Here is a 22802-nt window from a genome sequence, read left to right as displayed (position 1 = left end):
GTCAGACTGTGCTGCGGCGAAATCCTACGATGAGTTGGCGCAGGCCCAAAGCCGCGCCTGCAAAGATTGCGGCGAGGGTCACCGGCCCGCTAAAGGCCAGCACCGAGATGGCCGAGATGCCTTGCCCGATGGTGCAGCCCATGGCGATCACCGCACCCGCGCCCATCAGCCCCGCGCCGAATATCTGGCGGCGGAGTTCGCGCGGGTCTTCGCAGGCTTCCCAGCGGAAATGCCCCTGCCAGAGCGACCCGAGAAAGGCTCCGATCCAGACCCCGGCGACCGAGCCGATGCCAAAGCTCAGCGGGCGGACCGACCCCTGCATCGCATAGAGCAGCGTCTCTCCCACGGGGGCGGCATAGCTATGTGACATGAGCGTCTGCGCGCCAAAACCGGTTTGCGCCAGCCACGCCGTGCCCGCCCAGCCCGAGGTGATGGCAAGCCCGGCAACGGCGCCCCAAAAGACCTTGCGCAGATCGCCACGAAAGCTGCGGGCGCTGAGCATCAGCAGGCAGACCGCGAGGCCGAGCAGGATTCCGATCAGCGGCACCGATCCGCCCGTGAAGGCCGACAGCACATGTGCGATGCCGTCAGGCGGCCCGGAGTTCATCTGGCGCGGGAAGAGCAGGGCGCGCGCCGGGGCCAGGGGGCCAGAGAGCACGGTAAAGGCCGTAAGTCCCATGACCAAGACAATCACGAAGGCGCGCAGATCACCGCCGCCCAACCGCGCCAAAGCGCCAAAGCCGCAGGTGCCCGCCAGCGCCATGCCATAGCCGAAGATCAGCCCGCCAAAGACCGCAGGCGCCCATGAGAAGGCAATCGTCAGGTGAAAGGCGCGGTCGAGGTTGATCAGCCCCAAGCTAGCAAGCGTGAAACTGCCCAGCATCGCCACGCCGATGGCCAGACCCCACATCCGCATCCGATCGCCCGATCCGCCATAAAGCAGGTCTTCGATCGCGCCGAGGGTGCAAAACCGCCCCAATCGTGCGGCGAGGCCCAGCAACACGCCGCCCAGCCCGCCCAGAAGGGCGGCGGTCAGCGGCTGGCCCCAAAGCTCAATCATCCTTGCAGAACAATTCGTAGACCAGTTCCAGCATCCTGCGCGGGCGGTCGTCGGCCAGCCGGTAATAGATCGTCTTGCCATCGCGGCGCGGCGTGACCAGACCTTCGAGCCTGAGCCGCGACAGCTGCTGCGACACCGCGGCCTGCCGGGTGGACAGCAGCGCTTCCAACTCGCTCACCGATTTTTCGCCAGAGACGAGGTGGCATAGGATCATCAACCGCCCCTCATGGCTGATCGCCTTAAGGAAATTCGACGCGGTCACGGCATTGGTCAGCATCCGGTCCATGTCCTCTTGGGACATGTCGGGGGTCATCACGGGCAGGCTTGTCATTTGGTCGGGTCCTCGAAATCGGTCTTGTCGTGCAAGAGCGTATCAAGCATGGGCCAGAAGAACTCCGCACCGGGGTAGCCTTCGAGGCGGCCCAATTCGACATCGTCTTCGACCAGCAAAAAGGTCGGGGTGAAGATCACCGCACGCTGCGGGGTGACGCTCTCTTCCACGGCGGAGATATCGACGCGGCGCAGTGGGGCGAAAGCCCCTTCGGCGGTCTTGGGATAGGCGGGGGCGATCTCTTCGTCCCAACGCTGGCAATAGATGCAGCCGGGCTGTTCGACCATGACCAGTTCCACCGCCTCGACGGGCCGGGCGGGCAGGGCGGTCAGCGCCGCAAGGCTCAGGGCGGTCAGTGTGCGGATCATCGGCTTGCCTGATTGACGTTTGGATGACACTCAACGTAATTTGAATATGTGAATTGTTCAAGCGCGGCGGACCGGCGCGGCGCGGGCGGGGGGTAACATGTTCGACATCACCTATGCAGGCGCGCTTTTCGCAGGGCTGCTCAGCTTCTTTACGCCCTGCATTCTGCCGATGGTGCCATTCTACCTTAGCTATATGGCGGGGCTCAGCGTGACCGAATTGCGCGGCGATGGTGCAATCGCGCCGGGGGCGCAGCGGCGCTTGGTGCTGTCCTCGGTGCTTTTCGCGCTTGGGGTCACGACGATCTTTGTTCTGCTCGGCATGGGTGCCACGGCCATCGGGCAGGTGTTCACCCAGTACCTTGAGCCGCTGAGCTGGGTGGCGGCCGCGATCCTGACGGTCTTTGGCCTGCACTTCCTCGGCGTGATCAAAGTGCCGCTGCTCTACCGCGAGGCGCGGCTGGAGGGGGGCGGCAAGCCCACCTCGGTCTGGGGCGCCTATGTCATGGGGCTGGCCTTCGGCTTTGGCTGGACACCCTGCGTCGGCCCCGCGCTGGCGGCGATTTTGATGATCGCCTCAGGCATGGGCGATATCGCCCGGGGCGGGCTGTTGCTGGCCGCCTATGGCGCGGGGATGACCGCGCCCTTCGTGGTGGCCGCACTTTTCGCCAAACCGTTTCTTAACTGGGCCGCGCGGCATATGGCGCTGGTGCAAAAGGTGGAAAAGGCGATGGGGGTGATGCTGATCCTTTTTGCCGTGCTGATCGTGACCGGCGGTGTGCAACTGATCGCGGATGCGATGATCCGTTGGTTCCCCAGCTTCACGACGCTAGGATAGACGCAACAATCAGGAGGAGGACGCCAAGATGATCGGATCAAGGATAGGGGCCGCGGTGGCGGCGGCGATGCTGGCCTGGCCTTTGGCCGCGGCGGAACTGGGCGACGATGGGCTGCACAAGACACCCTGGATGCGCGACACCTTCAAAGACCTGCGCGAGGATCTGGAGGAGGCTAGGGGCGAGGACAAACGTCTGATGCTGATGTTCGAGCAACGCGGCTGCATCTATTGCACCAAGATGCACGAAGAGGTTTTTCCCACCCCCGAGATCGCCAATTACATCGAAGAGAATTACTTTGTCGTGCAGCTGAACCTGCATGGCGATATCGAGGTGACCGATTTCGACGGGGAGACGCTCTCGGAAAAGCAGATGGCGCGGAAATGGGGGATTCTCTTCACCCCGACGCTGATGTTCCTGCCCCATGAGGTGCCCGAAGATGCGACCGCGCCGCAGGCGGCGGTGGCGGTGATGCCGGGGGCGTTCGGCAAGGGCACGACGCTTGATATGCTCACTTGGGTGAACGAGGAACGCTACGCGCTCGACGGCGATGAGGATTTCCAACGCTACCACGCGCGGATGATCCAAGAGCGCAACAATGGCAGCACCGATTGACCGGAGGAAAGCGGCGCCGCGCGTGTAAAGCTATTCAAAAGTTTGAATTTGTTGTTGCGCCGCGCCGCATCCCTGTCTTAGGGTCAGGTAAACCGGATCACACATCACCGTGATCGGCACTGGGAGGAAGTTTTCGATGATGAGATGGATCGCCGCCGCAATTGTGTCGGGCGCGCCCGTTCTGGCCGCCGCTGAAACCGTGGCACCTGCCGACGTGACCTATGATGACTATGGTTCGGTTGAACAATCCCTGACCGGGACACCCGGCGATGCCGCCAAGGGTGCGGCCATCGTCGGCAGCAAGAAAGCGGGCAACTGCGTGGCCTGCCACCAGATCAGCGCGCTTAGCGAGGTTCCCTTTCAGGGCGAAATCGGTCCGATGCTCGACGGGGCTGGCGACCGCTGGAACGAGGCTGAGTTGCGCGGCATCGTCGCCAACAGCAAGATGACTTTCGAAGGCTCGATGATGCCTTCCTACTACAAGACCAGCGGCTATATCCGCCCCGGCGATGGCTTCACCGGCAAGGCGGGGACCGAGCCTCTGCCGCCGCTGCTGGATGCGCAGCAAATCGAAGATGTCGTGGCCTTTCTGGCAACGCTCAAAGAAGAGTGACGCGGCCCACCCGCCGCGCTGAGCAAGCGGTGGCGGGGGACCGGTGCAAGAGATCGCGATCAGCGCATCGCGGAATGGAATGACGGCGCGCTGCGCCGCCGACGAACAAGGAGATGAGAGATGAACTTCTCAAGACGTGAAACTCTGGGCCTCGGCCTTGGCGCCATGGCGCTGACCATCCTGCCGGTGGGGGCTTCGGCCGCCACGGTGGACGAATTGATCGCGGAATTCACTGGCGGGGCCGATATGGCCGACACCGGCGTGACCCTGACCGCGCCTGAAATTGCCGAGAATGGCAACACCGTGCCAATCTCGGTCGAGGCACCGGGCGCTTCGGCGATCATGGTGCTGGCTGCGGGCAACCCGACACCGCCCGTGGGCACCTTCAACTTCGGCCCGCTGGCGGGCAGCCGCAGCGCCTCCACCCGCATCCGGCTGGCGCAGACCCAAGACGTCATCGCCATCGCCAAGCTGGAAGACGGCACGTTCGCCCGCACCAGCGCTGAGATCAAAGTTACAATCGGTGGCTGCGGCGGCTAAGCCCGCGCGCCCCAAATCAGGAGTTTAGAGAATGGCAGAAGGTGTAACACCCCGCGTCAAAGTGCCGAAAAAGGCCGAGGCTGGCGAGGTCATCACGATCAAGACGCTGATCAGCCACCCGATGGAATCGGGCCAGCGCAAGGACAGCGACGGCAACGTCATCCCGCGTTCGATCATCAACCGCTTCACCGCCGAGTTCAACGGCGAGAACGTGATCGATGTGAAGATGGAACCGGCGATGTCGACCAACCCCTATTTCGAATTCGACGCCACCGTTCCGGAAGCGGGTGAGTTCAAATTCACGTGGTACGACGACGACGGTTCGGTCTACGAAGAAGTCAAATCCATCGCCATCGGCTGACCCATCGGGTCAGCCAAGCGGCGCATGGAACAGGGAGGAAAGACATGAAATTCAAGGCAATGACCGCGGTCGCGGCGCTTTTGGTGGCCGCCCCCACGCTGGGGGCCGCCGATGAGGAGGCCGAGCTTGTCGTCAACGGCGAGATCGAGATGGTGACCAAGACCGATGCGCCCGCGCATCTCGACGGCGCCTTGCCCGAGATCATGTCTGGCTGGCGTTTCCGCTCGGACGAGACGCAGCAGCTTCAAATGGACGACTTCGACAACTCCGGCATGATCTTTGTCGATCAGGCGCAGGCGGCCTGGGACACGGTTGAGGGCAGCGAGGGCAAGTCCTGCGCCTCCTGCCACAACGATGTCGAAACCTCGATGAAGGGGGTCCGCGCGGTCTACCCGAAGTGGAACGAGGACGCGGGCGAGGTGCGCACGCTGGCGCAGCAGATCAACGACTGCCGCGAGAACCAGATGGGCGCAGAGCCCTACAAGTACACCGGCAGCCAGATGACGGCGATGGAGGCGCTGATCTCGGTTCAGTCGCGCGGCATGCCAGTCAACGTGGCGATCGACGGCCCGGCCCAGAGCACATGGGAGCAGGGCAAGGAGATGTACTACACCCGCTACGGTCAGCTTGAGCTGAGCTGCGCCAATTGCCACGAGGACAACTACGGCAACATGATCCGGGCCGACCACCTGAGCCAGGGCCAGATCAACGGCTTCCCGGTTTACCGGCTGAAAAACACCAAGCTCAACAGCGCGCATGCGCGGTTCAAGGGCTGCGTGCGTGACACCCGGGCCGAGACCTTCAAGCCGGGCAGCCCCGAGTTCGTGGCGCTGGAGCTCTACGTCGCCAGCCGCGGCAACGGCCTTTCGGTCGAAGCGCCTTCGGTGCGTAACTGATTTAAACCTTGGGCGTTTCGCCTGACATGATCCCGCCCCTGACACGGGGGCGGGGCCTTTCCCTGTTTTCAAGTGCTGGAGCGTAACATGCTGTCTCGCCGTGATTTTCTGCAAATGTCCATGGCCGCGGCCTCCATCTACGGCGGCTCGGGTTTCGGCAATTGGGCGCGGCTCGCGGCGCAGGACAAGTTCGATCAGGACGCGCTTCTGGAGTTCGAAAAGTTCGGCAATGTCACCCTGATGCATGTGACCGACATCCACGCCCAGCTGAAGCCGATCTATTTCCGCGAGCCGTCGGTCAACATCGGCGTGGGCGAGAACCGCGGCAAGGTGCCCCATATCACCGGCGAGGATTTCCGCATCCGCTACGGCATCGGTGGCGGCACGCCGCTGGATTACGCGCTGACCTATGACGATTTCGTCGCCCATGCGCAGGCCTACGGCAAGGTCGGCGGGCTGGACCGCGTGGCCACCGTGCTGAACGCGATCCGCGCCGACCGTCCCGATGCGTTGCTCTTGGACGGCGGCGACACATGGCACGGCTCGATGACTTGCCTGAAGACCCAAGGGCAGGACATGGTCAACGTGATGAACGCGCTGAAACCCGACGCGATGACCTTCCACTGGGAGTTCACGCTCGGCTCCGAGCGGGTGCAGGAGATCGTCGAGGGGCTGCCCTTCGCCGCGCTTGGCCAGAACATCTTCGACCGCGAATGGGACGAGCCCGCGGAACTGTTCAAGCCCTACGAGTTCTTCGAGCGTGGCGGCGTGAAGATCGCCGTGATCGGGCAGGCCTTCCCCTACATGCCAATCGCCAATCCCGGCTGGATGTTCCCCGAGTACTCCTTCGGCATCCGCGACGAGCACATGCAGCAGATGGTCGACGAGGTGCGCAGCAAGGGCGCGGAACTGGTCGTTTGCCTCAGCCACAACGGCTTCGACGTCGACAAGAAGATGGCGGGCATCGTCAAGGGGATCGACGTGATCCTCTCGGGCCACACCCATGACGCGCTGCCCGAGCCGGTGCTGGTGGGCGAGACGCATATCATCGCTTCCGGCTCGAACGGGAAATTCGTCTCCCGAGTCGATCTGGATGTGCGCGACGGCAAGATGATGGGGCTGCGCCATAAACTCATTCCGATCTTCTCGGACCTGATCACGCCGGACGCGGAGGTGGCCAAGCTGATCGACGCGCAGCGCGCGCCTTTCCTCGAGGATCTCACCCATGTGGTCGGCCAATCGGATGCGCTGCTCTACCGCCGTGGCAACTTCAACGGCACATGGGACGACCTCATCTGCGACGCGCTGCTGAGCGAGCGCGACGCGGAGATCGCGCTCAGCCCCGGGGTGCGTTGGGGGCCGTCGATCCTGCCGGGGCAGGACATCACTCGCGAGGATATCTTCAACGTCACCTCGATGACCTACCCGAACGCCTATCGCACCGAAATGACGGGCGAATTCCTGAAGGTCGTGCTGGAGGACGTGGGCGACAACCTGTTCAACCCGGACCCCTATTACCAGCAGGGCGGCGACATGGTGCGCGTCGGCGGCATTGGCTTCAAGATGGACATCGCCAAGCCGCAGGGAGAGCGCATCAGCGAGATGACCCTCCTCAGCACCGGCGAGCCGATCGACCCGCAGCGCAGCTATGTCGTCGCCGGTTGGGCCTCGGTCAACGAGGGCACCGAAGGCCCGCCGATCTGGGACGTGGTGGAGAGCCATATCTCGAAACTTGGCACCGTGGGCGAGGGCGCGCGGACCCCGGTGAAAATTGTTCTGCCAGACGGATAAAAAGCAGAATGGGGGTTCTCACGGGGATACAAATTCAATAAAATGAATTTGAATATGTGAGGGCCACGACATGACAGAAGAGAACCACAAGGGGCCATCGCGCCGTGCCTTTCTGACGGGGGCAGGGGCGGCGGCCGCGGGGACGCTGGCGGGGCACGCCAGCGCCGCCCAGACCGATCCGGGCGTCGCGATCCATCCATGGATGCAGGAGTTGGGGGACGGCGTCGATGTCGCGCCCTACGGCATGCCCTCGCCGCATGAGGCGGATGTGAAACGCCGCACCGTGGAATGGCTGACCGCCGACCCGGTGAGCTCGATCAACTTCACCCCGCTGCATGACCTCGACGGCACGATCACGCCCAACGGGCTGTGTTTCGAGCGGCACCACTCGGGCGTCGCCAAGGTCGACCCGGCCAAGCACCGTCTGATGATCAACGGGCTGGTCGACAAGCCGTTGGTGCTGACGATGGACGACCTCAAGCGTTTCCCGCGCGAGAACCATGTCTATTTCCTCGAATGCGCGGCCAACTCCGGGATGGAATGGCGTGGCGCGCAGCTCAACGGCTGCCAGTTCACCCACGGCATGATCCACAACGTTCAATACACCGGCGTGCCACTGCGGTTGGTGCTGGAGGAGGCGGGCTTGAAGCCCGAAGGCAAGTGGCTGCTGGCCGAGGGCGCGGATGCCGCGGCGATGAGCCGCTCGATCCCGATGGAAAAGGCGCTCGACGACTGTCTCGTGGCCTTCAAGATGAACGGCGAGGCGCTGCGCCCCGAACAGGGCTACCCGGTGCGCCTCGTGGTGCCCGGCTGGGAGGGCAACATGTGGGTCAAATGGCTGCGCCGGCTCGAGGTCGGCGACCAGCCTTGGCACCACCGCGAGGAGACCAGCAAATATACCGACCTCATGGCCGATGGTGTGGCGCGGCGGTTCACCTGGGAGATGGACGCGAAATCGGTCATCACCAGCCCCAGCCCACAGGCGCCGATCACCCACGGCCCGGGGCCGACCGTTCTGACCGGCCTCGCTTGGTCGGGCCGCGGCACGATCCCGCGCGTGGATGTGACACTGGATGGTGGCATCACATGGCATCAGGTGCGGATGGACGGGCCGAGCACGCCCAAGGCGCTGCACCGTTTCTACTTTGACTTCGAATGGGACGGCAAACCCCTGCTGCTGCAAAGCCGCGCGCATGACAGCACCGGCTATGTCCAGCCCACGAAGGACGCGTTGCGCGCGGTCCGGGGCGAGAATTCGATCTACCACAACAATGGCATCCAGACCTGGGCGGTCGATGCAGACGGAAAGGCCGAAAATGTCGAGATTTCTTAAAGCTGCCCTCCTGACCACCGCGCTGGCAAGCCCGCTGGCCGCTGAGCCTTTGGGGCTCGGCCGCGCCGCCACCCCCGAAGAGGTCGCGCTGTGGGATATCGACGTGCGCCCTGACGGCACAGGTTTGCCCGAGGGCCGTGGCGACGTGATGACCGGGGATGAGATTTACACCGCGAAATGCGCCTCCTGCCACGGCGTCTTTGGCGAGGGCACGGGCCGTTGGCCGGTGCTTGCAGGCGGGCAGGGCAGCCTGACCGACATGCGCCCCGTCAAAACGATCGGCAGCTATTGGCCATACCTTTCAACGGTTTACGACTATGTGAACCGGGCGATGCCCTTTGGCGATGCGCAGTCGTTGAGCGATGATGAGGTCTATGCGATCACCGCTTATCTGCTCTATCTCAATGACGAGGTGGATGAGGATTTCGTGCTCTCGTCAGAGAACTTCGCTGAGTTGCGCTTGCCGAATGAGGCGGCCTTTAAACCCGATGACCGGGCGGAGGTGGAGTTTGCGTCCTTCAAGCAAGAGCCTTGCATGAGCGATTGCAAATCCTCGGTCGAGATCACCATGCGCGCAGCCGTGCTGGACGTGACGCCCGAGGAGACCGCCGCCAAGGCCGCAGCCGAAGAGGCTAAGGCCGAAGAGACCAAAGCCGCGGCGGAGCTTGCCCCCGAAGAGCCCCCCGCGCCGGTCGAGGTGGCCGAAGCCCCCGCCGCAGATCCCGCGCTGATCAAGGCCGGGGAGAAGGCGTTTCGCAAATGCAAATCCTGCCACCAGATCGGCGCCAAGGCCAAGAACCGTGTCGGCCCGATGCTGAACGGCATCGTGGATGGCCCGGCGGGTGCTGTCGATGGCTTCCGCTACTCCAAAGCCATGCAGGCCGCAGCGGCAGAGGGGTTGGTCTGGTCTCACGATGAGTTGAGCGCCTTTCTGGCGGACCCTAAGGGCTTCATGAAAGGCACTAAAATGTCGTTCCGGGGTGTGCGCAAGCCCGAGGATATCGACGCGTTGATCGCCTACCTGCGCGACGCGTCGGAGTGATCGGCGCGATTAGCGCAGACTGTCGTGCCTGCCCCCCTTGAACCCCCATACCGGGGGGACTAATCTCTGGGTAACAGTTTTGCGGGTATGGTCCCGCGAACAGGAACTGAGGCAGGCACGCATGAACGATCCGATCAACACCTATATGAACACGCTTGTCCCGATGGTGGTTGAGCAAACCAGCCGGGGCGAGCGGTCCTACGACATCTTCTCGCGTCTGCTGAAAGAGCGGATCATCTTCGTCAACGGCCCGATCCACAGCGGGATGAGCCATCTGGTCGTCGCCCAGCTGTTGCACCTTGAGGCCGAGAACCCCTCCAAGGAAATCAGCATGTACATCAACTCGCCCGGTGGCGAGGTGACGGCGGGCCTGTCGATCTACGACACGATGCAATACATCAAGCCCAAGGTCTCGACCCTGATCTGCGGCATGGCGGCCTCCATGGGGTCGGTCATCGCGATCGGCGGCGAAAAGGGCATGCGTTTCGCGCTTCCCAATGCCGAAGTGATGATCCACCAGCCCTCCGGTGGCTCGCAGGGCATGGCCGAAGATATCCTGATCTCGGCGCGGCACATCGAACGCACCCGTGAGCGGATGTATCAGCTCTATGTCAAACACTCCGGCCAGCCGCTGGAAACCGTTCAAAAAGCCCTCGACCGTGATCTGTGGATGACGCCCGAGGAAGCCAAGGAATGGGGCCATCTCGATGAGATCGTCGAAAGCCGTGGCAAAGCCGATGAGGCTGCCGCCGGTGGCAAGGACAAGAAAGACAAGTAATCGAAGGGGCCCGGCGCTGCATATTTTGCGATTGTAGCGCCGGGGTCACTGGCCTAAGCTTGAGGCCAAATCTCGCGGCCCCAAGACCGGGGCGGACATACACGACAGACCTGAAAGGTTTGAGATGGCGAATAATTCCGGCAACGACAGCAAAAATACGCTCTACTGTAGCTTCTGCGGCAAGAGCCAGCACGAGGTGCGCAAGCTGATTGCGGGGCCGACCGTGTTCATCTGCGACGAATGCGTCGAGCTGTGCATGGATATCATCCGAGAAGAGACCAAAGCCTCGGGCCTCAAGGCGACCGATGGCGTGCCCACGCCCCGCGACATCTGCGGCGTGCTGGACGACTATGTCATCGGTCAGGCGATGGCCAAACGCGTGCTCTCGGTGGCGGTCCACAACCACTACAAACGGTTGAACCACGCCCAGAAGGGCGGCGATATCGAACTGGCGAAGTCCAACATCCTGCTGATCGGCCCTACCGGCTGCGGCAAGACGTTGCTGGCGCAGACGCTGGCGCGCATCCTTGATGTGCCCTTCACCATGGCCGATGCGACGACGCTGACCGAAGCCGGCTATGTGGGTGAGGATGTCGAGAACATCATTCTCAAACTGTTGCAGGCGTCGGAATACAACGTCGAGCGGGCACAGCGCGGCATCGTCTATATCGACGAGGTCGACAAGATTACCCGCAAGTCGGAAAACCCCTCGATCACCCGCGACGTGTCGGGTGAGGGCGTGCAGCAGGCGCTGTTGAAACTGATGGAAGGCACTGTGGCCTCCGTGCCGCCGCAGGGCGGGCGCAAGCATCCGCAGCAGGAGTTCCTGCAGGTGGACACCACGAACATCCTCTTCATCTGCGGTGGTGCTTTTGCCGGTCTCGACAAGATCATCGCGCAGCGCGGCAAAGGCTCTGCCATGGGCTTCGGCGCCGATGTGCGTGACAATGACGCCCGCGGCATTGGTGAGATTTTCACTGACCTCGAACCCGAAGACCTGCTGAAGTTCGGTCTGATCCCGGAATTCGTGGGCCGTCTGCCGGTTCTGGCAACACTCGAAGATCTGGATGAGGACGCTCTGGTCACCATCCTGACCGAGCCGAAGAACGCTCTGGTCAAACAGTACCAGCGTCTGTTCGAATTAGAGGACACGCAGCTGACCTTCACCGATGACGCGCTGCAAGCCATCGCCAAACGCGCGATCGAGCGGAAGACTGGCGCTCGCGGTCTGCGCTCCATCCTCGAAGACATCCTGCTCGACACGATGTTCGAACTGCCGGGGCTGGAGACGGTGAGCGAAGTGGTCGTCAACGAGGAGGCCGTCACATCCGAGGCCAAGCCGCTGATGATCCACGCCGACAGCGAAAGCAAGGAACCAGCCAGCGCGGGCTAAGCGCGTTGGGCCAAGTCATAGGGGCGGGCCATCAGGTCCGCCCTTTTGCGTTTCAGGGAGGCAATATGCGGCGCATTTCATCGGGTGGCATCTATGAGAACAAGATCGGCTACAGCCGCGCGGTGGTGGCAGGCGGCATGGTCCATGTCTCGGGCACCGTGGGCGAGGGGGCTGACGTCACAGCGCAATGCGCCGCGGCATTGGCGACGATCAAGGCCGCTTTGGCCGAGGCAGGCAGCGATTTTGCCCATGTGGTGCGCGTCACCTACATGCTGCCCGACGCGGCGGAGTTCGAAGCCTGCTGGCCGCTCCTGCGGGAGGCTTTTGGCGCGCATCCACCTGCCGCGACGATGATCGAATGTGGGTTGATCGACCCAAAGTACCGGATTGAAATCGAATGCACCGCGCTTTTGCGCGACGCCGCCGAGGGCTGATTTTCGGAGGCGAATTGGGGGGATATGTGCGGTTCCCCGCGGGCAGTGAAACCCGCAGCATCCCGAACCTCCTGCGCGGCGAGGCTGGACGCCAAAGCCTCCATGGTGCATATAACGGACAACAGGAACGGAGACCTCAATGGGCATTCTCAATTCACTTCTGCGCAGTGTCACATGGTGGAACGGCCAGACGCTGAACACCCAGCTTTTCACTTGGCGCAAGGGCAGCAAGGTGGGCGAAGACGCGCAGGGCAACGTCTATTACCGCAACGCCGACGACAGCAAACGCTGGGTCATTTTCAACGGTGAGGCCGAGGCGAGCCGCGTGAGCCCCGATTGGCATGGCTGGCTGCACCGCACATGGGATGAGCCGCCGACCGACAAGCCGCTGGCGCATAAGCCGTGGGAAAAGGCCCATGTTGAGAATCGCACCGGCACCGCCATGGCCTATGCGCCTGCCGGGTCGCTGCGCCGCGCCGAACCTGTCGAACGTAAGGATTACGAGGCGTGGCAGCCTGAATGATCGGTTGGCCGCGCCTTTCGCGCGGCCCCAAAGCTCACGCAATCCGGGTGGACCCATGAAAAAGCTTCTCTTGGCCGCGCTTGTGCTGGCCGCGCCGCTTCACGCTCAAGAGGGGGGGCAGGTCGCCAGTGCCTCGGGCGGCGTGTTGCGTGCCTTGGACAAGATTTCGGGTGACACGACCGATCTGGAGATTGCCAAGGGTGACCGCCTGACCTTGGGCAATTTGCAGATCTCCATGGTCGATTGCCGCTATCCGGCGGGGGATCCGGCGGCCAATGCCTATGCCGCGCTTGAGATCACCGAAAAGGGCAGCGACAGCGCCTTGTTTTCCGGTTGGATGATCGCCTCGGCCCCCGCGCTGCACGCGCTGGAGCATTTTCGCTATGACATCTGGGTCATGCGCTGCAGCACGTCCTGAAGACTGTCCAACTTAGGCGCGTTGAACCGCGCATTGCCGCGTTTCGCCACATCGAGCTGCGCGTGATATTCTGCCCGCGAAATCTCCACCGCTCCGAGAGAGGCGAGGTGGTCGGTGAGAAATTGCGTGTCGAACAGGGTGAACCCCGCGCGGCGCAACCGATCCACCAGCGCCGCCAGCGCTATTTTTGACGCATTGGTCCGGCGCGAGAACATGCTCTCGCCAAAGAACGCACGCCCCAACGTCACGCCATAGACACCGCCCACCAGCGCGTCACCGTCCCAAACCTCAAGCGAATGGGCATAGCCCGCGCGGTACAGTGCGGTGTAGAGCGCGGTGATCTCGGCATTGATCCATGTGTCTTCGCGGTCGGCGCAACCGGCGACGACTGCTTGGAAATCACGGTTGATCGTGTGGTGAAAGGGGCTGCGCCGGATGGCGCGGGCCAGAGAGCGCGAGATGTGGAAACCATTGAGCGGCATTACCCCACGGCGTCGCGGATCGACCCAGAAAATTTCCGGGTCGTTGCGGTGTTCCGCCATTGGGAAAATCCCGATGGAATAGCCGTGGAGCAGGATCTCGGGCGTCAGATCCGACATGTCATGTCAGCCGTCGCCGAGGTTGGTTTCCAGCCAATGCTCAAGCCAGTGGATGTTGTAGCCGCCCGATTGGATGTCCTCCTCGGCCAGTAGGGCGTGGAACAGCGGCACCGTGGTGTCGACACCGTCCACGATCAGCTCACCCAGAGCGCGCCCCAGACGCGCCAGCGCCTCGGGCCGGTCGCGGCCATGCACGATGAGCTTGCCGATCAGGCTGTCGTAGAAGGGCGGGATCGAATAGCCGTCATACAGCGCCGAATCCATCCGCACGCCAAGCCCGCCGGGGGCGTGATACTGCGTGATCTTGCCCGGGCAGGGCGCGAAGTTCGGCAGTTTCTCGGCGTTGATGCGCACCTCGATGGCATGGCCGTTGATCTGCAAATCATCCTGCGTGAAGGACATCGGCAGGCCTTCGGCCACGCGAATCTGTTCGCGCACCAGATCGACGCCAAAGATCGCCTCGGTCACCGGGTGTTCCACTTGCAGGCGGGTGTTCATCTCGATGAAGTAGAACTCGCCGTTCTCGTAGAGGAACTCGATCGTGCCGGCGCCGATGTAGTTGATATTGGCCACGGCGTCGGCGCAGGTCTTGCCGATGCGTGCGCGTTCCTCGGCGGTGATCGAGGGGCCGGGGGCCTCCTCGAAAACCTTTTGGTGGCGGCGCTGCAGCGAACAGTCCCGCTCGCCCAGATGCACGGCATTGCCCTTGCCGTCGCCAAAGACCTGAATCTCGATGTGGCGTGGCGTGGTGAGGTATTTCTCGATATAGACTTCGTCGTTGCCAAAGTTCGACTTGCCCTCGGCCCGCGCGGTCTGGAAGGCTTTTTCCATGTCGGCTGCGGTCTGGGCCACTTTCATGCCCTTGCCGCCACCACCGGCAGTGGCCTTGATGATGACCGGATAGCCGATCTCCTCACCGATGCGCTTGGCGTCTTCCAGCGAGGTGACCCCGCCGTCGGAGCCGGGCACGCAGGGCACGCCGAGCTTTTTCATCGTGTCTTTGGCGGTGATCTTGTCGCCCATGACGCGGATATGCTCGGCGGTGGGGCCGATGAAGGTGAGCCCGTGATCTTCGATCACCTGCACGAAATTCGCGTTCTCGGACAGGAATCCGTAGCCGGGGTGGATCGCCTCGGCGCCGGTGATCTCGCAGGCCGCGATGATGGCGGGGATCGACAGGTAGGATTGGGTCGAGGAGGGCGGGCCGATGCAGACGGATTCGTCGGCCATGCGCACGTGCATCGCGTCACTGTCGGCGGTGGAATGCACCGCGACGGTCTGGATGCCCATCTCGCGGGCCGCGCGGATGACGCGCAGCGCGATCTCTCCCCGGTTGGCGACTAGGATTTTGCTGAACATGTCCGGCCCTTATTCCAGGATGACCAGCGGCGCGCCGAATTCGACGGCATCGCCGTCGCCGACGAGGATGCGTTTGACGGTGCCAGCGCGGGGGGCGGGGATGTGGTTCATGGTCTTCATCGCCTCGACGATCAGAAGCGTGTCACCTTCGGAGACCGAGGCCCCGACGGAGATGAAGGCCGGCGCGCCCGGCTCGGCCTGAAGATACACGGTGCCGACCATGGGCGATGTGACCGCGCCGGGGTGATCCGCGGGATCGGCGTCGGCGGCAGGGGCTGGCGCGGCGGCTGCAGGGGCAGCGGCGGGCGCCGGTGCGGCGGCAGGCGCCGGGGCGGCCTGGTACTGCTGCTGGGGGGCGGCCATGACCTGCTGCGGCGGCTTGCGGCTGACGCGCACGTTCAGGCTGTCGTCCTCGGCGTAGTCGCGTTTCACCTGAAGCTCCGTCAGGTCGTTTTCATTCAGCAGCTCGGCGAGGGCCTTGATGAAGGCCACGTCAGCGTCATGGGTTTTGTTTGTCATTGGATCCTCGAAGATTTCGGCAGGCCTGCGGCCCGTCGCTGCGCGATTGATTGGCACGCTTATAGGGCATGGGCAAAGCCATGAAAAGCCAACTGTTGTCTAGGGGGTAGGATCGGTTTTTTGTCGCGCAAAGCGGTCCGGGGCGCGAGAAAGAGGCTGTGCCTCAGCCGCGCGCGCCGGACCTGAGTGACCTTAGGTCAGATCGCGAGGTATTCTGCGCGCAGTTCCGCGTTGTCCAGCACCTCGGCGGCGGTGCCGTCAAAGACCACGCCGCCGGTGTCTAGGATCACCGCCCGGTCGGCCAGTTTCAGCGCCCGCACCGCGTTTTGTTCGACCAGAATTGTGGTGATGCCCTGCGCCTTGATCAGCCCCAGCGTCTTTTCGATCTCATCCACGATCACCGGCGCGAGCCCTTCGTAGGGTTCATCGAGCAGCAACACCTTGATGTCACGAGCCAAGGCGCGGGCGATGGCGAGCATCTGCTGCTCCCCGCCCGAGAGGGTCACCCCCTCTTGATGGCGCCGTTCGCGCAGGCGGGGGAAGAGGTCATAGAGCCGGTCGAGCGACCAGCCGATGGGCGGGGCGATCTGGGCGAGTTTGAGGTTCTCTTCGACCGTGAGGCCGGAAATGATGCGCCGGTCTTCGGGCACCAGCGCCAGCCCCGCGGCAGAGGCTTGGTGGCTGGCCATATTATGCAGCGGCTGATGGTCGAGCCAGACCTCGCCGCGTTTCAGCTCCGGGTCGCTCACCCGCGCGATGGCCCGCAGGGTCGAGGTTTTGCCCGCCCCGTTGCGGCCCAGCAGGGCGAGAATCTCCCCTTCATGGACGTTAAAGCTCACCCCCTGCACGATGTAGCTTTCGCCGTAATAGGCGTGAATGTCCCAGACCGAGAGGAAGGCGGGGGCGGTTTGGGCGTGGTTGGCGTTTTTGTCAAGCGTGCTGGTGGTCATATGCTGTCCTAGATCTGCGGCAATGGGAGGGGGTCAGGCGGCGTCTTGGCTTTCGCCGAGATAGGCTTCGCGCACCTTGGGGTGCCCCTTGATCCGGTCGGGCGTGTCTTCGACCAGCGGCGTGCCTTGGGCCAGCACGGTGATCCGTTCGGCGAGTGAAAAGACGACATGCATGTCGTGTTCGATGATGGCGATGGTGATGTCGCGCTCGTCCTTGATCTGTTTGAGCAGGTCGATGGTGTTGTTGGTGTCGGCCCGCGCCATCCCGGCGGTCGGTTCGTCCAAAAGCAGCAGGCGGGGGTCTTGGGCGAGGCACATGGCGATCTCCAACCGCCGTTTGTCCCCGCGCGACATGGAGGCTGCGGGCATGTGCCGTTTGTCGATCATCCGCATGTCGCGCAGCATTTTCTCGGCCTTGTCGATCATGTCGCGCTGGCCCACGACCCGCGACCAGCCGTTCAGTTGAAACGCCCCGTCGCGTTTGGCAAGGCAGGGGATCAGCATGTTTTCCATCACCGTCAGATCACCAAAGATTTCGGGCGTTTGGAACACGCGGGAAATGCCCATCTGGTTGATCTCATAGGGTTTGCGCCCCAGCACCGACTGCCCGTCGAACATGACAGAGCCGGTATCGGGGATGAGCTTGCCCACCAGACAGTTCAGCAGCGTGGATTTGCCCGCCCCATTGGGGCCGATGATCGCGTGGACGGAGTTCTCCGCCACGCTGAGGTTCACATCGCTCAGCGCCTGCAACCCGCCAAAGCGCTTGCCGACATTTTTGACTTCGAGAATGGCCATGATGTCTCTCCTATTCCGCGGCTTCGCTGCGCTGTTGGGCGGCATCGGCCTCGACCGAGCCTGCGTTCTTGTCACGGCGGCGGAAGACCCGGCCCAGACGTTGGCCACCCTCGACCAGCCCACCGGGCAGGAAGATCACGACCAGCATGAACAGCAGGCCAAGCGTCAGGTGCCAGCCCTTGCCGACGAAGGGGTGGATGATGGCGACCATCGCGTCTTCGATTCCGTCGGGCATGAAGGCGAACCAGCCGTGCAGCACGTTGTCGTTGATCTTGGCAAAGATGTTCTCGAAATACTTGATGAAGCCCGCGCCCAGCACCGGCCCGATCAAGGTGCCCGCGCCGCCAAGGATCGTCATCAGCACGACTTCGCCCGATGCGGTCCATTGCATCCGCTCGGCCCCCGCCAGCGGGTCCATCGCCGCCAGCAGACCGCCCGCAAGCCCGGCGTACATGCCCGAGATGACAAAGGCCGCCAGCGTAAAAGGCCGCGTGTTCAGCCCGGTGTAGTTCATCCGCTGCTGGTTCGATTTCACCGCCCGCAGCATCATGCCAAAGGGCGAGCGGAAGATGCGGATCGCCAGATAGAAGGCGAGGATCAGGAAGACCGCGCAGAAATAGTAGCCGACCGAGAAGGTGAAGCTCCAGCCGCCGAAGAAAAGTGTCGTCGAGGAGTTCATCGCCGCCCCGAAGAGATTCGGGAACGAAGGGGCGTCCACGGATTGGAGGTACTGCGGATCGGAGGTGTAAATCTGCAACCCCGTTTCACCATTAGTGATCGGCGTCAGCACTGAATAGGCGAGGTTGAAGGACATCTGCGCGAAGGCCAGCGTCAGGATCGAGAAGTAGATGCCCGAGCGCCGCAGGCTGATGTAGCCGATCAATGCCGAGAACAGCCCCGCCATGATGACGGCCAGCACCAGCGCGGGCACGACGTTGTAGCTGAGCAGTTTGAACATCCAGACAGCAGAGTAGGAACCGACCCCCAGAAAGGCCGCATGGCCGAAGGAGAGATAGCCGGTCAGCCCGAAGAGGATGTTGAACCCAATGGCGAAGATGCCAAAGATCACAAAGCGTTGCATCAGGTCGGGGTAGCCCGCATTGAACTGTGCAAGGCCCGAATCCGCCGGAAAGGGGTTGAGGATGAAGGGGGCGAAGAGCGTGAGAACGATCACGACCCCCAAAAGAAGCGTATCGCGTTTTTCCAGTCCGAACATGTCTTATTCCTCCATCACGCCGCGGCGTCCCATCAGACCGCGCGGGCGGACCAGCAGGATCACGATGGCAACGACGTAGATGATGATCTGGTCGATACCGTAGATGATGCTTTTGATTTCATTCATGGACGCGAGGCTTTCGAGGATGCCCAGCAGGAACCCCGCCAGCACCGCGCCCGGCAGCGAGCCCATGCCGCCGACCACAACGACGACAAAGCTCAGCACCAGAAAGTCCATGCCCATGTGATAATTGGGCGAGTTGATCGGCGCATACATCACGCCCGCAAGCCCCGCCACGGCGGCGGCGATGCCGAACATGATGGTAAAGCGGCGGTCGATGTCGATGCCCAGAAGGCCCACGGTCTCACGATCCGCCATGCCGGCGCGGACCACCATGCCGAAGGTGGTGAATTGCAAGAAAGCAAAGACCGCGGCGATGATGAGGGTCGAAAAGCCAAAGTAGACCAAGCGCCAATAGGGGTAGGCCAAAGACGTGTCCAAACCCAAGAGCGGCGCGAAATCGAAGCTGCCGACAAAGGCCTCGGGCGCAGGTGTGGGGATTGGGTTGGCGCCGTAGAAATACTTGACGACTTCCTGCAAAACGATGGCAAGGCCGAAGGTCACGAGGATCTGATCCGCATGGGGGCGTTTGTAGAAATGTTTGATCAGCCCGCGTTCCATGATGAAGCCAATGAGCAGCATCACCGGGATCGCAAAGAGGATCGCCAGCGGCACCGACCAATCGATAATCGCCTGTCCGGTTTCCGGCCCGAACCACTGTTCGACATAGGGGGTTTTGACCTTCAGCGGATTGCCGAGGAAATCCTTCTTGGTCTCGTCGATGGTCTCGACGCTGAGCGTCAGAATGCGTTGCAGCGTGACCGAACAGAAGGCCCCGATCATGAAGAGCGCCCCATGGGCGAAATTGACCACGCCAAGGGTGCCGAAGATCAGCGTCAGCCCGAGCGCAATGAGCGCATAGGCCGAGCCTTTGTCGAGGCCGTTGAGTATTTGCAGAAGGATTGCGTCCATGGTCCCCACCTGTAAGGGAAGCGTTTACAAGCGGCTTGGCCGCTTGCAGCGATAAAAAGGGCGCGCAGGATCAGGCCCGCGCGCCATCTGATGTCAGCGGATCACGCGCCGGGGTTGCATTTGCCCAGATCACCGCCCGCGAACATCGGGTGATCGGGGGCATATTCGACCTGTGCACGGGGCGTCTGCTCGACGATCTCCAGCGTGTCGTATTCGCTGGTCGGGTTCTCTGCCCCCTTCATCACGAGCACGTCTTTGAAGCACTGGTGATCGTCCGCGCGGTAGAGTGTCGGCCCGTTGCCCAGCCCGTCAAACTCATAGCCCTCAAGCGCCTCGACCACGGCGCAGGGGTTGAACGAGCCTGCGCGTTCCACCGCATCGGCATAGAGCAGCGTTTGCACGTAGCAGGTATGCGCGGAGTTCGACGGCGGACGGCCATATTTCTCACCAAAGGATTTGGTAAAGGCCTTGGACCCTTCGTCTTGCAGCTGCCAGTTCCAGTTCATCGAGCCGATCACGCCCTGCACGTTGGCCCCGGCACCGGCGGCCATCAGCTCGGAGTAAAGCGGCACCACGATCTCGAACTTCTTGCCGTTGACCTGTTTGTCGAGCAGGCCGAACTGCACCGCGTTGGTGAGCGAGTTCACCATGTTGCCGCCGTAGTGGTTCAACACCAGCACATCGGCGCCCGAGTTCAGCACCGGCGCGATATAGGAGGAGAAATCGGTCGAGGCGAGCGGCGTCAGCACGTTCTCCACGGTCTCCCAGCCCATCGCCTCGGTCGCGGCGGCGATGGATTCTTGCTGGGTCCAGCCCCAGTTGTAATCCGCCGTCAGGTGATAGGCGCGACGCTCAGAGCCATAGGCGTTTTTGAGCACCGGGGCGAGGGCGGCGGCGGACATATAGGCGTTGAAGAAATGCCGGAAGCCATTGGCCTTGCGGTCCTTGCCGGTGGTGTCATTGGCGTGGGTGAGACCCGCCATAAAGATCACCCCCGCCGATTGGCAAAGGTCTTGCACCGCCACGGCCACGCCCGAGGACGAGCCGCCGTTGATCATCACCGCGCCGTCTTTTTCGATCATCGATTTAGCGCTGGCGCGGGCGGCGTCGGATTTCGTCTGGGTGTCGCCGGTGACATATTCGACCTTCTTACCCAGAATGCCGTTCCCTTTCAGCGCCTTGGAACTGAAGGTGTTCATCATGCCGCCGTCGCCCCCGCCATTGAGGTGTTCGACCGCAAGTTCCTGCGCGCGCAGCTCGTCCAGACCTTCTTCGGCATAGGGGCCGGTTTGCGGAACGTTGAAGCCCAGCGTCACGGTGCTGCCCGTGGGGGCGTTGGTAAAGCCCGCGTGATTTTCCGCGCGCAGATAGGTCGGCAGCGCCAACCCTGCACCGGCAACCGCGCCGGTCTGGATCAGCCCGCGGCGTGTCAGTTTCGTAAACGACATGAAGTCCTCCCATTTTTGTAAGTCGCGGCAGCGGAACCTCCCCCCGATGCCACAACACGCAATAGTGCAAAGAAACTATGGCGCGGAAAATGAAAACCGATCAATAAGGCGCTTGATCGAAACGATTTTTTTGTAAATATATTCGCAATCCTGCCGGAGGGCCTGTAAAGAATATGATATTGCGGCGCAGAAAGACCTTGAAACAACGGGCGAAACATCCGGCCGGGCCGTCCCATGCGTGAAGGGCTGACCGGCAGCCGCATCCGTGAGCGGCGCGTGATGGCGGGGCTGAAACAGGCGGAGCTTGCGCAGCAAAGCGGCATCTCGGCCAGCTATCTCAACCTTATCGAGCACAATCGGCGCAGAATCGGCGGCAAGCTCTTGCTCAACATCGCCCATGCGCTTGGGGTCGAACCGCAGGCGCTGACCGAAGGGGCCGAAGCCGCGCTGATCGCCACCCTGCGCGAGGCGGCGGAGGATGCGGGGCTAACCGGGCCGGAGAGCGACCGGGCGGATGAGTTTGCGGGGCGGTTTCCGGGCTGGGCCAAGGTGCTGGCCAACAGCCAGCGCCGCATCGCGGCATTGGAGCAGACGGTCGAGGCGCTCTCGGATCGGTTGGCCCATGACCCGCAGCTTGCCACCTCCATGCATGAGCTATTGAGTACCGCCGCGGCGATCCGCTCCACCGCCGCGATTCTGGCCGAAACAGACAGTTTGCAGGCGGAATGGCGCGACAGGTTCCACGCCAATATCCACCAAGACAGCCGCCGCCTGTCCGACAGCGCGCAGGCGCTGGTGACCTATTTCGATAGTGCCGCCGAGACCCGCGAGGTGGCCCATTCGCCCCAGGCCGAGGTAGAGAGTTTCCTCGCCGCGCATGACTACCGTTTCGACCCTTTGGAAGAGGCGCGCGCCCCGCAGGCGGCGATTGCGGCGCTGGTCGAACAGGCCGATACGCTCAAGACCAAGGCCGCGCGGCATATCGCGACGGGGGTGTTGCAACAGATCGCCCGCGATGCGGCGGCGCTGCCTTTGGCGCGGCTGGAGCGGGTGGCGGGGGAGATGGGTCACGATCCTGCCGAATTGGCTCAGGCACTCGACCAGCCGATGGGCCGGGTGCTGCGGCGCTTGGCGTCACTGCCTGACCTCGGTGCGGGGCTGGTGGTCTGTGACCGTTCTGGCAGCGTGACATTCGCCAAGTCGATCGAAGGGTTCACCGTGCCGCGCTTTGGCGCCTGCTGCCCGCTTTGGCCGCTCTTTGCGGTGCAGGGGCAGCCGGGGCTGGTGATGAAATCCCGCGTCATGCAGATGGGGCGCGGGCAGGCGGAGTTCGAGGCGATTGCCACCTGCGAAGTGCAAGCTGCGGCTGCCTATAACACGCCGCCGCTCAGCCAATCGGTCATGCTGCTCTTGCCGGTCCCCTCGGGGGCAGCGCCTGCGCAGCCGGTGGGGCCGACCTGTCGCATTTGCCCGGTCGAAGGATGCCGCGCGCGGCGCGAGCCTTCGATCCTGCGCGAGGGGATCTGAAGCGGCGCAGCAGGCAGTTTTTGAC

At 62.9% G+C, this 22802-nt stretch carries 26 protein-coding genes; 15 read left to right on the top strand and 11 right to left on the bottom strand.

Annotated elements, in window-relative coordinates; all coding sequences use genetic code 11:
- Position 1: 1 nt before the first annotated feature.
- From ACGYKA_RS03455 to ACGYKA_RS03445, 3 genes are read right to left on the bottom strand one after another with little or no spacing between them, the layout of a single operon-like run.
- The gene (locus ACGYKA_RS03455; RefSeq protein ID WP_394417582.1) at positions 2 to 1060 is read right to left on the bottom strand and encodes a YeeE/YedE family protein; all 1059 of its coding nucleotides are present in this window, start codon (positions 1058 to 1060) and stop codon (positions 2 to 4) included.
- On the bottom strand, positions 1053 to 1391 hold the full coding sequence (locus ACGYKA_RS03450) for an ArsR/SmtB family transcription factor (RefSeq protein ID WP_394412690.1): 339 nt from the start codon (positions 1389 to 1391) through the stop codon (positions 1053 to 1055). Before ACGYKA_RS03450 ends, ACGYKA_RS03455 begins: the two co-directional genes overlap by 8 nt.
- On the bottom strand, positions 1388 to 1759 hold the full coding sequence (locus tag ACGYKA_RS03445; RefSeq protein ID WP_394412687.1) for a hypothetical protein: 372 nt from the start codon (positions 1757 to 1759) through the stop codon (positions 1388 to 1390). Before ACGYKA_RS03445 ends, ACGYKA_RS03450 begins: the two co-directional genes overlap by 4 nt.
- 97 nt (positions 1760 to 1856) lie before the next feature.
- Between ACGYKA_RS03445 and ACGYKA_RS03440 the strand changes: the two genes are divergently transcribed.
- The 14 genes from ACGYKA_RS03440 to ACGYKA_RS03375 all read left to right on the top strand — a co-directional run bounded on the left by ACGYKA_RS03440 (position 1857) and on the right by ACGYKA_RS03375 (position 13329).
- Entirely contained in the window at positions 1857 to 2594 is a 738-nt protein-coding gene (locus ACGYKA_RS03440) for a cytochrome c biogenesis CcdA family protein (RefSeq protein ID WP_394412684.1), read from the top strand.
- 28 nt (positions 2595 to 2622) lie between these two features.
- The gene (locus ACGYKA_RS03435; protein WP_209218736.1) at positions 2623 to 3207 is read left to right on the top strand and encodes a thioredoxin family protein; all 585 of its coding nucleotides are present in this window, start codon (positions 2623 to 2625) and stop codon (positions 3205 to 3207) included.
- A 136-nt stretch (positions 3208 to 3343) separates the two neighbouring features.
- Positions 3344 to 3820, top strand: a complete 477-nt coding sequence (soxX, locus tag ACGYKA_RS03430) for a sulfur oxidation c-type cytochrome SoxX (RefSeq protein WP_197471006.1) — start codon at positions 3344 to 3346, stop codon at positions 3818 to 3820.
- 120 nt (positions 3821 to 3940) lie between these two features.
- A complete protein-coding gene (gene soxY, locus ACGYKA_RS03425; RefSeq protein ID WP_168613463.1) occupies positions 3941 to 4360 on the top strand; it encodes a thiosulfate oxidation carrier protein SoxY in 420 nt (139 codons plus the stop codon).
- A gap of 31 nt (positions 4361 to 4391) precedes the next feature.
- Positions 4392 to 4721: a thiosulfate oxidation carrier complex protein SoxZ gene (gene soxZ, locus ACGYKA_RS03420; RefSeq protein WP_168613464.1), complete on the top strand. Its 330-nt coding sequence runs from the start codon at positions 4392 to 4394 to the stop codon at positions 4719 to 4721.
- A gap of 44 nt (positions 4722 to 4765) precedes the next feature.
- Positions 4766 to 5617, top strand: a complete 852-nt coding sequence (soxA, locus tag ACGYKA_RS03415) for a sulfur oxidation c-type cytochrome SoxA (RefSeq protein WP_394412681.1) — start codon at positions 4766 to 4768, stop codon at positions 5615 to 5617.
- 87 nt (positions 5618 to 5704) lie between these two features.
- Positions 5705 to 7408, top strand: a complete 1704-nt coding sequence (gene soxB, locus ACGYKA_RS03410) for a thiosulfohydrolase SoxB (protein WP_394412679.1) — start codon at positions 5705 to 5707, stop codon at positions 7406 to 7408.
- 70 nt (positions 7409 to 7478) lie between these two features.
- The gene (gene soxC / locus ACGYKA_RS03405; RefSeq protein ID WP_394412677.1) at positions 7479 to 8741 is read left to right on the top strand and encodes a sulfite dehydrogenase; all 1263 of its coding nucleotides are present in this window, start codon (positions 7479 to 7481) and stop codon (positions 8739 to 8741) included.
- Positions 8725 to 9783: a c-type cytochrome gene (locus ACGYKA_RS03400; RefSeq protein ID WP_394412675.1), complete on the top strand. Its 1059-nt coding sequence runs from the start codon at positions 8725 to 8727 to the stop codon at positions 9781 to 9783. The genes soxC and ACGYKA_RS03400 overlap by 17 nt, the downstream gene beginning before the upstream one ends.
- 121 nt (positions 9784 to 9904) lie before the next feature.
- On the top strand, positions 9905 to 10561 hold the full coding sequence (locus ACGYKA_RS03395) for an ATP-dependent Clp protease proteolytic subunit (RefSeq protein WP_067267539.1): 657 nt from the start codon (positions 9905 to 9907) through the stop codon (positions 10559 to 10561).
- 124 nt (positions 10562 to 10685) lie between these two features.
- Positions 10686 to 11954: an ATP-dependent Clp protease ATP-binding subunit ClpX gene (clpX, locus tag ACGYKA_RS03390; RefSeq protein ID WP_271689851.1), complete on the top strand. Its 1269-nt coding sequence runs from the start codon at positions 10686 to 10688 to the stop codon at positions 11952 to 11954.
- Between the two features lie 65 nt (positions 11955 to 12019).
- Entirely contained in the window at positions 12020 to 12388 is a 369-nt protein-coding gene (locus tag ACGYKA_RS03385) for a Rid family hydrolase (RefSeq protein ID WP_271689852.1), read from the top strand.
- Between the two features lie 139 nt (positions 12389 to 12527).
- Positions 12528 to 12911 (top strand): NADH:ubiquinone oxidoreductase subunit NDUFA12, encoded by a 384-nt coding sequence (locus ACGYKA_RS03380; RefSeq protein ID WP_067267544.1) that lies wholly within the window; start codon positions 12528 to 12530, stop codon positions 12909 to 12911.
- A 55-nt stretch (positions 12912 to 12966) separates the two neighbouring features.
- Positions 12967 to 13329: a DUF2155 domain-containing protein gene (locus ACGYKA_RS03375; protein WP_271689853.1), complete on the top strand. Its 363-nt coding sequence runs from the start codon at positions 12967 to 12969 to the stop codon at positions 13327 to 13329.
- On the opposite strand, the gene aat is transcribed toward ACGYKA_RS03375, so the two are convergent.
- From aat to ACGYKA_RS03335, 8 genes are all read right to left on the bottom strand, one after another.
- On the bottom strand, positions 13293 to 13928 hold the full coding sequence (aat, locus tag ACGYKA_RS03370; RefSeq protein ID WP_394437940.1) for a leucyl/phenylalanyl-tRNA--protein transferase: 636 nt from the start codon (positions 13926 to 13928) through the stop codon (positions 13293 to 13295). The two genes, ACGYKA_RS03375 and aat, sit on opposite strands and share 37 nt — an antisense overlap.
- Before the next feature lie 6 nt (positions 13929 to 13934).
- On the bottom strand, positions 13935 to 15287 hold the full coding sequence (accC, locus tag ACGYKA_RS03365) for an acetyl-CoA carboxylase biotin carboxylase subunit (protein WP_067267548.1): 1353 nt from the start codon (positions 15285 to 15287) through the stop codon (positions 13935 to 13937).
- A 9-nt stretch (positions 15288 to 15296) separates the two neighbouring features.
- The gene (gene accB / locus ACGYKA_RS03360) at positions 15297 to 15806 is read right to left on the bottom strand and encodes an acetyl-CoA carboxylase biotin carboxyl carrier protein (RefSeq protein WP_394412669.1); all 510 of its coding nucleotides are present in this window, start codon (positions 15804 to 15806) and stop codon (positions 15297 to 15299) included.
- A 197-nt stretch (positions 15807 to 16003) separates the two neighbouring features.
- Positions 16004 to 16756: an ABC transporter ATP-binding protein gene (locus ACGYKA_RS03355; protein WP_067261816.1), complete on the bottom strand. Its 753-nt coding sequence runs from the start codon at positions 16754 to 16756 to the stop codon at positions 16004 to 16006.
- Positions 16757 to 16789: 33 nt separating this feature from the next.
- Complete coding sequence (locus ACGYKA_RS03350; protein WP_394412666.1) at positions 16790 to 17554, bottom strand: ABC transporter ATP-binding protein; 765 nt, start codon at positions 17552 to 17554, stop codon at positions 16790 to 16792.
- Positions 17555 to 17564: 10 nt separating this feature from the next.
- Positions 17565 to 18770 (bottom strand): branched-chain amino acid ABC transporter permease, encoded by a 1206-nt coding sequence (locus ACGYKA_RS03345; protein ID WP_394412663.1) that lies wholly within the window; start codon positions 18768 to 18770, stop codon positions 17565 to 17567.
- Between the two features lie 3 nt (positions 18771 to 18773).
- On the bottom strand, positions 18774 to 19802 hold the full coding sequence (locus ACGYKA_RS03340) for a branched-chain amino acid ABC transporter permease (protein ID WP_271689857.1): 1029 nt from the start codon (positions 19800 to 19802) through the stop codon (positions 18774 to 18776).
- Positions 19803 to 19903: 101 nt separating this feature from the next.
- Positions 19904 to 21250: a substrate-binding protein gene (locus ACGYKA_RS03335; RefSeq protein WP_067261823.1), complete on the bottom strand. Its 1347-nt coding sequence runs from the start codon at positions 21248 to 21250 to the stop codon at positions 19904 to 19906.
- A 234-nt stretch (positions 21251 to 21484) separates the two neighbouring features.
- On the opposite strand from ACGYKA_RS03335, the gene ACGYKA_RS03330 reads away from it, so the two are divergent.
- A complete protein-coding gene (locus tag ACGYKA_RS03330) occupies positions 21485 to 22777 on the top strand; it encodes a helix-turn-helix domain-containing protein (protein WP_394412661.1) in 1293 nt (430 codons plus the stop codon).
- Positions 22778 to 22802: the final 25 nt, after the last annotated feature.

Origin of the sequence: Sulfitobacter sp. 1A15106, assembly GCF_043556995.1 — a bacterium.
GTDB classification, from domain to species: domain Bacteria; phylum Pseudomonadota; class Alphaproteobacteria; order Rhodobacterales; family Rhodobacteraceae; genus Sulfitobacter; species Sulfitobacter faviae.
This window is presented reverse-complemented; position numbering and strand designations above follow the sequence as displayed.

What these genes read in the sequence shown, in the direction of transcription:
- ACGYKA_RS03455 (WP_394417582.1), bottom strand. Translation starts at nt 1,060, where the DNA reads ATGATTGAGCTTTGGGGCCAGCCGCTGACCGCCGCCCTTCTGGGCGGG.
- ACGYKA_RS03450 (WP_394412690.1), bottom strand. Translation starts at nt 1,391, where the DNA reads ATGACAAGCCTGCCCGTGATGACCCCCGACATGTCCCAAGAGGACATG.
- ACGYKA_RS03445 (WP_394412687.1), bottom strand. Translation starts at nt 1,759, where the DNA reads ATGATCCGCACACTGACCGCCCTGAGCCTTGCGGCGCTGACCGCCCTG.
- ACGYKA_RS03440 (WP_394412684.1), top strand. Translation starts at nt 1,857, where the DNA reads ATGTTCGACATCACCTATGCAGGCGCGCTTTTCGCAGGGCTGCTCAGC.
- ACGYKA_RS03435 (WP_209218736.1), top strand. Translation starts at nt 2,623, where the DNA reads ATGATCGGATCAAGGATAGGGGCCGCGGTGGCGGCGGCGATGCTGGCC.
- soxX (WP_197471006.1), top strand. Translation starts at nt 3,344, where the DNA reads ATGATGAGATGGATCGCCGCCGCAATTGTGTCGGGCGCGCCCGTTCTG.
- soxY (WP_168613463.1), top strand. Translation starts at nt 3,941, where the DNA reads ATGAACTTCTCAAGACGTGAAACTCTGGGCCTCGGCCTTGGCGCCATG.
- soxZ (WP_168613464.1), top strand. Translation starts at nt 4,392, where the DNA reads ATGGCAGAAGGTGTAACACCCCGCGTCAAAGTGCCGAAAAAGGCCGAG.
- soxA (WP_394412681.1), top strand. Translation starts at nt 4,766, where the DNA reads ATGAAATTCAAGGCAATGACCGCGGTCGCGGCGCTTTTGGTGGCCGCC.
- soxB (WP_394412679.1), top strand. Translation starts at nt 5,705, where the DNA reads ATGCTGTCTCGCCGTGATTTTCTGCAAATGTCCATGGCCGCGGCCTCC.
- soxC (WP_394412677.1), top strand. Translation starts at nt 7,479, where the DNA reads ATGACAGAAGAGAACCACAAGGGGCCATCGCGCCGTGCCTTTCTGACG.
- ACGYKA_RS03400 (WP_394412675.1), top strand. Translation starts at nt 8,725, where the DNA reads ATGTCGAGATTTCTTAAAGCTGCCCTCCTGACCACCGCGCTGGCAAGC.
- ACGYKA_RS03395 (WP_067267539.1), top strand. Translation starts at nt 9,905, where the DNA reads ATGAACGATCCGATCAACACCTATATGAACACGCTTGTCCCGATGGTG.
- clpX (WP_271689851.1), top strand. Translation starts at nt 10,686, where the DNA reads ATGGCGAATAATTCCGGCAACGACAGCAAAAATACGCTCTACTGTAGC.
- ACGYKA_RS03385 (WP_271689852.1), top strand. Translation starts at nt 12,020, where the DNA reads ATGCGGCGCATTTCATCGGGTGGCATCTATGAGAACAAGATCGGCTAC.
- ACGYKA_RS03380 (WP_067267544.1), top strand. Translation starts at nt 12,528, where the DNA reads ATGGGCATTCTCAATTCACTTCTGCGCAGTGTCACATGGTGGAACGGC.
- ACGYKA_RS03375 (WP_271689853.1), top strand. Translation starts at nt 12,967, where the DNA reads ATGAAAAAGCTTCTCTTGGCCGCGCTTGTGCTGGCCGCGCCGCTTCAC.
- aat (WP_394437940.1), bottom strand. Translation starts at nt 13,928, where the DNA reads ATGTCGGATCTGACGCCCGAGATCCTGCTCCACGGCTATTCCATCGGG.
- accC (WP_067267548.1), bottom strand. Translation starts at nt 15,287, where the DNA reads ATGTTCAGCAAAATCCTAGTCGCCAACCGGGGAGAGATCGCGCTGCGC.
- accB (WP_394412669.1), bottom strand. Translation starts at nt 15,806, where the DNA reads ATGACAAACAAAACCCATGACGCTGACGTGGCCTTCATCAAGGCCCTC.
- ACGYKA_RS03355 (WP_067261816.1), bottom strand. Translation starts at nt 16,756, where the DNA reads ATGACCACCAGCACGCTTGACAAAAACGCCAACCACGCCCAAACCGCC.
- ACGYKA_RS03350 (WP_394412666.1), bottom strand. Translation starts at nt 17,554, where the DNA reads ATGGCCATTCTCGAAGTCAAAAATGTCGGCAAGCGCTTTGGCGGGTTG.
- ACGYKA_RS03345 (WP_394412663.1), bottom strand. Translation starts at nt 18,770, where the DNA reads ATGTTCGGACTGGAAAAACGCGATACGCTTCTTTTGGGGGTCGTGATC.
- ACGYKA_RS03340 (WP_271689857.1), bottom strand. Translation starts at nt 19,802, where the DNA reads ATGGACGCAATCCTTCTGCAAATACTCAACGGCCTCGACAAAGGCTCG.
- ACGYKA_RS03335 (WP_067261823.1), bottom strand. Translation starts at nt 21,250, where the DNA reads ATGTCGTTTACGAAACTGACACGCCGCGGGCTGATCCAGACCGGCGCG.
- ACGYKA_RS03330 (WP_394412661.1), top strand. Translation starts at nt 21,485, where the DNA reads ATGCGTGAAGGGCTGACCGGCAGCCGCATCCGTGAGCGGCGCGTGATG.